Raw genomic sequence first — 8577 nt, 5'->3', positions numbered from 1 at the left:
CCCATGTGAGAGTAGGGAACTGCCAGGCATCAATCAAGAAGAACCCCGTACCGAAAGGTGCGGGGTTTTTTGCTTTGTCTTTTCTTAATCTGGCCTTTCTCTTAATCCCTTATCCTGCTAATGGAATGTGTGATCGCTGTCTCAATGTTATTTATAACAAAATTATAACATTTCATTTACGAGGTAATTGAGTTTGCTGACTCAATACGCCGCAGTTTATGGCAGGAGCATAATCACAATGACAGAAAGCATTGCATCAAACGGGACGCTGGCTACCAGTGATACCCGAAGAAGGGTATGGGCAATTATCAGTGCCTCTTCAGGGAATCTGGTTGAATGGTTCGACTTTTACGTCTACTCATTCTGTTCACTCTACTTCGCACATATTTTCTTTCCCTCCGGCAACACCACGACGCAGCTTCTACAAACGGCAGGGGTTTTTGCTGCAGGATTCCTGATGCGACCGATCGGGGGCTGGTTATTCGGCCGCATTGCGGATCATCGCGGACGTAAGGCCTCAATGCTTATCTCGGTTTGTATGATGTGCTTTGGCTCTCTGGTGATCGCCTGCCTGCCAGGATATGAATCCATTGGGACCTGGGCTCCCGCGCTACTTTTGCTGGCCCGTTTATTCCAGGGGTTATCGGTGGGGGGCGAATACGGCACCAGTGCGACCTACATGAGTGAGATTGCTCTGGAAGGTCGTAAAGGATTTTACGCCTCCTTCCAGTATGTCACGCTTATTGGTGGTCAACTTTTGGCCATTCTTGTGGTGGTTATTCTGCAGCAGATTCTGACGGACGAACAACTTCACGCCTGGGGATGGCGAATTCCTTTCGCAATGGGCGCAGTACTGGCAGTTGTCGCACTTTGGTTACGCCGGCAGTTGGATGAAACCTCTCAGAAAGAGGTCAGGACGCTGAAGGAAGCCGGGACCTTCAAAGGGTTATGGCGTAACCGCAAAGCTTTCCTGATGGTGCTGGGCTTTACTGCGGGTGGCTCTCTCAGTTTCTATACTTTCACCACCTATATGCAAAAGTACCTGGTGAATACCACCGGAATGCACGCCAACGTCGCCAGCGTCGTCATGACTATAGCGCTCTTTGTCTTTATGCTCATACAGCCGATTGTTGGTGCGCTCTCGGACAAAATTGGCCGGCGTACCTCGATGCTCATTTTTGGCGGATTGTCTGCGCTCTGTACCGTTCCGGTTTTGACTGCGCTTCAGCATGTCTCCTCGCCGTATGCAGCATTTGCGCTGGTTATGCTGGCGATGGTGATTGTTAGTTTCTATACCTCAATCAGCGGGATACTGAAAGCCGAAATGTTCCCGGCGCAGGTACGTGCTTTAGGAGTAGGGCTCTCTTATGCGGTAGCCAATGCGTTGTTTGGCGGATCTGCGGAGTATGTTGCGTTGTCTCTTAAATCATGGGGAAGTGAAACAACATTCTTCTGGTACGTCTCTGCAATGGGGGCGCTGGCATTTATCGTATCCCTGATGCTTCATCGCAAAGGGAAAGGCATCCGGCTTTAATAGTGCGCCATCTGCCACACGGCATAACCGGTCGTTGCACCGGCAACATCCCAGGCGAAATCCTTCCAGCTCCAGCCGCTCCCAGCGGGGCGGCTATCCCACAATTCTTTAGATGCCCCAAGACCTACTGAGAACATCAACCCTATCGCCGCGCTACGATCCTGGCTATACCCTTGATGTTGAGCATATTCATTACCGGCTGCGGACAACATCGCGGAAGCGAGGAAATGTTGGGCTTTATCCTGACCGGACCAGCTATCGTTTGCCATGTGGCTACAGCCACTCAGAAAGAAGACGCTCAGAAACAGAGGAATACGCATCAACGGGCCCCATAAAAAAGCCCTGCGAGTGGCAGGGCCTGGACATTACAGAATACGGCTGATAAGTCGGTCGATACGGATACGACGTAAACGGCGGATAAGCTTGCGGACTTTCACCGGATAATCGGCAATGCTCTGCAATTCGCGATAATGATTAACCACAGTGGTATGTGTGCGAATCAGCTCCAGCTCACGCTCACGTTTTGCAGCTAACTCATGTTGCGGGTCATGGATCAGGATAGCGTTTTCCAGATCCAGTCGCCATGCGCGCGGGTTCAGGTTGTTACCGGTCAGCAGCATCCACTCATCGTCGACCCACATTCCTTTGAGATGGTAGGTGTTGTCTTCATCTTTCCACAGACGCACAACCAACTGGTCAGTGTTTACGTAATACTGTAAACGACTCAGGAAACGGCGCAGGTTAATCTCATAGAGGTAAGGTAGCGCACCGATAATTTTGAACGGCTGATCTTCAGGAATAAAGAAGTCGTTAGCCGTTTTATCCCCAACGATGATTTCCACTTTTTTACCATCGCGCAGCAGCTGAATGATATTACGCACCAGCACGGCAGGAAGGTTGAAGTACGGTGTACAGATGGTGAGTTTCTGCTCTGCACACGGCATCAGATGGAAGATCGTTTTATTTAGCAGGCTTGATTTGCCGAGCCCTACCAGCGGGGTAACGGATAACTCTTCGTTGTTTGCATCGCCCTGGAAATGATAGACCGCATCGCGCAGTTCCTGGCGGAATGCACGAACATCATTTTTGATTTCCGGGCTCTTAGGGCGCTCTGGATCGTCAAGGCGATTTACACCACGGCCATGAACCAGATTTTTATCAACCCAGTTAAACATGATATCAGCCATCTGAGGATTACGAATCAGATGGTAGCGGTCGTAGCGATATTTATCGAGCTGATGGAGGTAAACATCATTCAGACTAGCACCACTGTAAAGTACGCTGTCATCAATGATGAAACCCTTGAAATGAAGGACGCCGAGCGCTTCGCGGGTATTAACAGGCACACCATAAACAGGAACATCGACGCCAGGATTCTCCTGCGCCATGCGGCAATACCAGTCAGCATTGGTGTTTGAAGCGGCAGCGCCAATACGACCACGCTGAGCGCGATGCCAGTCAACCAGCACGCGAACATCAAGTTCAGGACGTTGACGTTTGGCTTCATAGAGCGCGTTCAGGATCCCGCGCCCGCCTTCATCTTGTTCCAGATACAGTGCCACAATGCAAATGCGTCGCGTGGCACTGGCAATCTTTTCCAGAAGCGTCTCCCGAAAATGAGCGGGAGCGTAAAAGAACTCTACATCATCAACTGACTGAGAAATCTTCGGTAGTTGAGCAAGGTGTTGTTGATGTTTATTACGCTTAAATTTTGACAACATCACAGTGCGTTTCTTCTCTGTTCATTGAAGGGTTGTCTGTACCATGCAAACAACATAAGCGGACAATGATACCACCAGTCCCGTCCAAAGTGGGTAACATTTCCAGTAGCTTACTCGTGTTTATCTGCTGATGTCAGGTTGAGGGACAAGGCAACAATACCTTCGTCCAGTTGAATATCAACATCAAATCCAAGTTTTCGCGCCAGGGTCACCATACCGCGATTGTTAGGCATAGTAATGCCATTCAGGCGTAACAATCCGTGATCTCGCGTATAACTGATGAGTTTTTCCAGCAGTCGTCTCCCCAGACCCAGGCCTTTTAGATCAGAGCGCACCAACACAGCAAACTCCGCATCAACATTATCCGGATCAGAAATAGCACGCGTTACGCCAAGGATCTCATCACACTTATCGGAACGACGAATGGCGACAAAAGCCATTTCTCGATCGTAGTCGATCTGGGTCATATTGGCTAAATCATCGTGGGTAAATTCGTTGATTTCACTAAAATAGCGATAGTAAAGATCCTCTTTCGTGACCTGAGAGATAAAAGCCCGTAACTGCGGCTCATCTTCTGGCAGAATTGGGCGGAACAATGCCCGTTCCCCATTTTTCATCTCTACCCACTCTTCCAGTTGCAGCGGGTAAGGACGGATCGCCAGACGGCTCTCTCTGTCACCTTCGAATGGCGCGATATCCAGCGTCACGTCCAGTGCCGTAAACTCATTACCGGAGGCGAGAAGGGGATGGATATCCAGCCGCTGGATCTCTGCACAATCAACTATCAGGTTAGACACCTGCACCAGGAATTGACTTAATCCGGCAATATCAAGCGGACGCAACGCACTGCGGCCACGGATCTTTCTGCTTTTTATAGCCTGAATGATCAGATAACGCGCCAGGTTCATGTTCAGCGGAGGCAACGCGACCACTGCCTGTTCTGCCGGACGCCACTCAACGCCGCCTTCTCCCAGCATGATGAGCGGACCAAACACGGGATCGTGTTCAACCACCACCCGTAGCTCCTGAGCACCTGCGCGGTTAGCCATACTTTGTACCAGCAACCCGTGGATCCTTGCCTGCGGCCAGGCCATTTTGACCCGGTCGAAAATAGCATCTGCTGCTTGCTGAACCTCCGTTGCCGTACGCAGGTATAACATCACCCCCTGAATATCAGACTTATGCGGGATATCCGGTGAACGCAACTTAAGGGCAACCGGATAGCCAATTTGTTCGGCAATATGCACAGCTTCAGCACTGTCACTGGCAATCCAGGTGGGCAGGGTTTGCATTCCGTAACTACCGAGAATGGGCTGAACTTCATGCGTATCAAGCGTCGTCGCACCCTCTTCAATAGCCTGTTGCAAAAGACGGTGAACGTCGACGGTGTTCGCCGTCAAATTACCGGGCAACGCCGGGGTTTCGCGTAACTGTTTCTGGTTACGGCGATACTCGACCATATGCATAAATGCAGTGATGGTGCCTTCCGGAGTACGATAGGTTGGCAGACCAGCTTCACTAAACAAGCGGCGCGCCTCCTGAGAGGAAAACTCACCGCACCAGTTGGTCAGTAAAGTGACATATTTGCCACGTGGATGATTGCGCACGGTATCAATGAGTGCACGCGCACTTTCACTACCCGGAGCGGCCGCGCTGGGGGAGTGGATAATCATCAGTGCGTCGAAATCCTGGCTATCCAGCAAAATCGAGATGGCCTTGATATAGCGATCGCTGTTGGCGTCATCACGTAAGTCAAGCGGGTTGTCAGGCGTCACACTCGTCGGGAGAGCTTCTCTCAGACGATGCAGCGTCTCTTCACCCAGCGTTGCCAGCTTACCGAAGCGCCGCCACAGTTCATCCAGCGCGAGTGCAGCAGGGGCGGCACCGTTACTGACAATCATTAACTTCTCACCACGCAATGGGCGCATATGGCTTAGCGTCTCGACGGCGGAAAAAAGCTCGTGTGTATCCTGTACGCGCAGTAAACCCGCACGTTGAATGGCAGCGTCCCAGGCAGGATCCATACCGGAATGCGACTGCAGAAGTCGCTGGGCTGCAGGGCTACGCCCACTTTTGATCACCAGGATCGGTTTATTGCGCGAGGCGCTTCGTGAAGCCGATACAAAACGACGGGCATCGCTGAGGTGCTCAAGGTAAAGCAGGATTGCGCTGGTTTTACTGTCGCGAGCCAGAAAATCAAGGAGCTCATCAACGTCAATATCCAGGCTGTCACCCAGGGCAATGAAGTAGGAGAACCCCATTTCACGCTGCTGAGCCCAGTCGAGGATGGTGTTCGATACCGCCGCCGATTGCGAGATAAACGCGAGTTTACCTTTACGGATTGGTACAGGGGAGAAGCTGGCATTCAGCCCCTGCCAGGGGGCGAGCAGGCCAAGACTGTTTGGCCCAAGGATGCGCATTTGATAACGACTAGCGCATGCCAGCAGCTCTGGTTGTTGTTCAGGTGGAGACGAGAGAATTATGCAGGTTTTACACCCTTTTTTACCGAGTGATTCCAGCAGTTCCGGATTTCGTTTCGCATTGGTACACAATACGGCAAGATCGGGTACGAAAGGCAGGCTCTGCACATCCGGCCAGGCAAGTACTCCCTGAACTGCCTTGTAGGCAGGTGTCACGGGCATAACAGGGCCGTTAAACCCTCCGGCTAGCAGGTTGCGCATCATCAGATAGCCTGCACGATCCGGTTTCATTGAGGCACCGATAACGGCAATGGATTTAGGACGTAATAGCGCTTCTAACCCTCTCTGGCTCATGCAGGCCTCCTGTGAATGCAAGCGACCTGATGATTTTAAACGCTTTCTGTCTCTGTTGCTGTGACACTGCCCTTATGAACGGTTTTTCCCGCCAGATAGCGCTCGCGAAAGCGGGAGAAATGGTTGCCCAGGGCGCCTGCCGCTGCGGTATCACCTGCTAAATCCAGAAGCGCAATGGCCACTTCGGCAGTGCAGTATTGCCCGTCGGCATGCGCTTCACGCAGGCGGTAGGCGGAGACCCGGGAAAGATCGACAGAAATCACCGGCAGTGCGTCAAGATAAGGACTTTTACGAAACATTTTTCGTGCTTCGGTCCAGGTGCCATCCAGCATAATAAACAGGGGCGGTTTACCGGATGGTGGAGCCGAAAGCACTTGACGATCGGTGCCTGCATAAGAGGCCGGGAAAACGACCATGGGCTGATAGTCCGGGTTTGTCACTGCGTCGAGCAGGGCCTGTGGTGGCTCCGTGCGCGACCACTGAAACGCAGTGGTATCAGGCAGAATATCGGCAATCAGGCGGCCCGTATTACTGGGTTTCATCGGCTCGGTATCGAACATAACCAGACAAAAACGGCTCTCCGCTGTACTCGGGGCCAGTGTCTCACACAGGCAAACCTTTAGCGGCAGCAGGCATCGCTGGCAACGACGGATTCGATTGCCACGGGCAAGAAAGGGACGCGTTGAGCGCGCAAGGCGTTCGGCACGTAATTGAAGAACAGCGTTATCAGTCATGGGCGAAATGCAGGGAAAACCCTATTTTCGCAGAGGCGGGAACGGGGCACAAGATGTGCCCCGTGAATGTTACAGCGACTCGTTTAACCAGCTTTCAAAAGGTGCTTTTGGAACCGCACCGTTGAGCATATCGATCACTTCACCCTTTTTGAAAATCATAATGGTCGGGATGCTGCGTATACGAAAACGTGCGCTCAGTTCGGGTTCAGCTTCGGTATTGACCTTAACGAACCGCATTTTCCCGTTACGCTCTTCTGCCACATCTTCGAAGATCGGTGCGAAGCTACGGCATGGGCCGCACCATGGCGCCCAGAAGTCGACTACTACAGGAAGATCATCCTTGAGGAGTTTGTCCAGCGTAGCACCCGTTGCGTTAATGACATCGCCATCAAACAATTCATGGCCACAACGCCCGCATTTCGCACCATCTTCAATTCGATCATCCGGAATGCGATTGAGAGCCTGACAGTTGGCACATACGGTATTCATAACTAACCTCTGATAGAGCCGTGGGACAGCGGCAAACGCCGATAATGTTTCTAATATGTTACATATTATCAATGAGCCTGTTTGAAACAACAATGCGTTTTATTCAATGAGAACAATAGTCACAGGCTTTTGTACGAAATTATGGCTATGCGCTGGCACATCGGGTAATCTGCGCGCTTCGCGCAGCGCTGGTGGAGAAAAGCATGAACGACGAAATGAAAAACAAAAGCGGCAAGGTCAAAGTGATGTATGTCCGCAGTGATGATGACTCTGATAAACGCACCCAAAATCCGCGTACCGGAAAAGGTGGCGGGCGTCCGGCGTCTTCTCGTGCAGACGGTGGCCGTCGCCCCGCCCGCGATGACAGAAATAACCGCGGTGATGACCGCAAACGTGATGACCGTAAGCGTGACGATCGCAAACGTGATGACCGTCCACGTGATGACTTCTCACGTGATAACTCATCCCCGTGGCGTACCGTTTCTCGCGCGCCTGGCGATGAGACGCCAGAAAAAGCCGATCACGGTGGTATCAGCGGTAAAAGCTTTATCGACCCGGAAGTGCTGCGTCGTCAGCGGGCTGAAGAGACTCGCGTGTATGGCGAGAATGCCTGCCAGGCTCTGTTCCAGAGCCGTCCTGAGTGCATCGTCCGCGCCTGGTTTATTCAGAGTGTGACCCCACGCTTTAAAGAAGCGCTGCGCTGGATGGCCGCAAACCGTAAAGCCTATCACGTGGTAGATGATGCCGAGCTGACCAAAGCGTCCGGTACCGAACACCACGGTGGTGTTTGCTTCCTGATCAAAAAACGTAACGGCACTACCGTTCAGCAATGGGTCAGCCAGGCAGAGGCTGATGACTGCGTGCTGGCGCTGGAAGATGTGGGCAACCCGCATAACCTGGGTGCGATGATGCGTAGCTGCGCGCATTTCGGCGTGAAAGGCGTGCTGTTGCAGGATGCTGCACTGCTGGAATCAGGTGCGGCGATCCGTACTGCAGAAGGTGGTGCTGAGCACGTTCAGCCGATCACCGGTGATAGCGTTCTGGATGCTATTGAGCAGTTCCGTAAAGCAGGCTATTCCATCGTGACCACCTCGAGCCATGCCGGTACGCCACTGTTTAAAGCGACGCTGCCGCGTAAAATGGTGCTGGTGCTGGGTCAGGAGCGCGATGGTCTGTCAGACGCAGCGCTCTCCAGTGCGGATCTAAGTGTCTCTATCGACGGGACAGGCAATGTGGAAAGTCTGAACGTATCCGTTGCGACTGGCGTATTGCTGGCCGAGTGGTGGCGCCAGAACAAGGCGTAAGACTGCATGCTTTTTGTATGC

General features: G+C 52.3%; 8 protein-coding genes. 3 read left to right on the top strand and 5 right to left on the bottom strand.

Translation table 11 applies throughout. From position 1 onward, the window contains the following. Both V6E55_RS15560 and V6E55_RS15555 read left to right on the top strand, forming a co-directional pair. Window positions 1–191 (top strand): hypothetical protein (locus V6E55_RS15560; RefSeq protein ID WP_316943278.1); only part of this gene is annotated, 191 nt, incomplete at its 5' end. A 47-nt stretch (window positions 192–238) separates the two neighbouring features. Beyond that, window positions 239–1534 carry an MFS transporter gene (locus tag V6E55_RS15555; protein ID WP_316943277.1) on the top strand — a complete coding sequence of 432 codons (1296 nt, stop codon included), beginning with the start codon at window positions 239–241 and terminating at the stop codon, window positions 1532–1534. Here V6E55_RS15555 and V6E55_RS15550 read toward each other — a convergent pair. From V6E55_RS15550 to trxC, 5 genes are all read right to left on the bottom strand, one after another. Continuing rightward, window positions 1531–1854: a YfiM family lipoprotein gene (locus V6E55_RS15550; protein WP_316943276.1), complete on the bottom strand. Its 324-nt coding sequence runs from the start codon at window positions 1852–1854 to the stop codon at window positions 1531–1533. The two genes, V6E55_RS15555 and V6E55_RS15550, sit on opposite strands and share 4 nt — an antisense overlap. 45 nt (window positions 1855–1899) lie before the next feature. Continuing rightward, window positions 1900–3255, bottom strand: a complete 1356-nt coding sequence (gene pssA / locus V6E55_RS15545; protein WP_028016047.1) for a CDP-diacylglycerol--serine O-phosphatidyltransferase — start codon at window positions 3253–3255, stop codon at window positions 1900–1902. Between the two features lie 110 nt (window positions 3256–3365). After that, entirely contained in the window at window positions 3366–6029 is a 2664-nt protein-coding gene (locus V6E55_RS15535) for a bifunctional acetate--CoA ligase family protein/GNAT family N-acetyltransferase (protein WP_316943275.1), read from the bottom strand. A 35-nt stretch (window positions 6030–6064) separates the two neighbouring features. Next, window positions 6065–6763 carry a tRNA-uridine aminocarboxypropyltransferase gene (gene tapT, locus V6E55_RS15530; protein WP_316943274.1) on the bottom strand — a complete coding sequence of 233 codons (699 nt, stop codon included), beginning with the start codon at window positions 6761–6763 and terminating at the stop codon, window positions 6065–6067. A gap of 69 nt (window positions 6764–6832) precedes the next feature. Beyond that, window positions 6833–7252, bottom strand: coding sequence for a thioredoxin TrxC (trxC, locus tag V6E55_RS15525; RefSeq protein ID WP_028016050.1), 420 nt, complete (start codon window positions 7250–7252; stop codon window positions 6833–6835). 203 nt (window positions 7253–7455) lie between these two features. Between trxC and V6E55_RS15520 the strand changes: the two genes are divergently transcribed. Next, window positions 7456–8556, top strand: a complete 1101-nt coding sequence (locus tag V6E55_RS15520) for a tRNA/rRNA methyltransferase (RefSeq protein WP_028016051.1) — start codon at window positions 7456–7458, stop codon at window positions 8554–8556. The last annotated feature ends 21 nt before the right edge of the window (window positions 8557–8577 follow it).

This window comes from Enterobacter sp. 342, assembly GCF_036663495.1.
Lineage (GTDB): Bacteria > Pseudomonadota > Gammaproteobacteria > Enterobacterales > Enterobacteriaceae > Enterobacter.
This window is presented reverse-complemented; position numbering and strand designations above follow the sequence as displayed.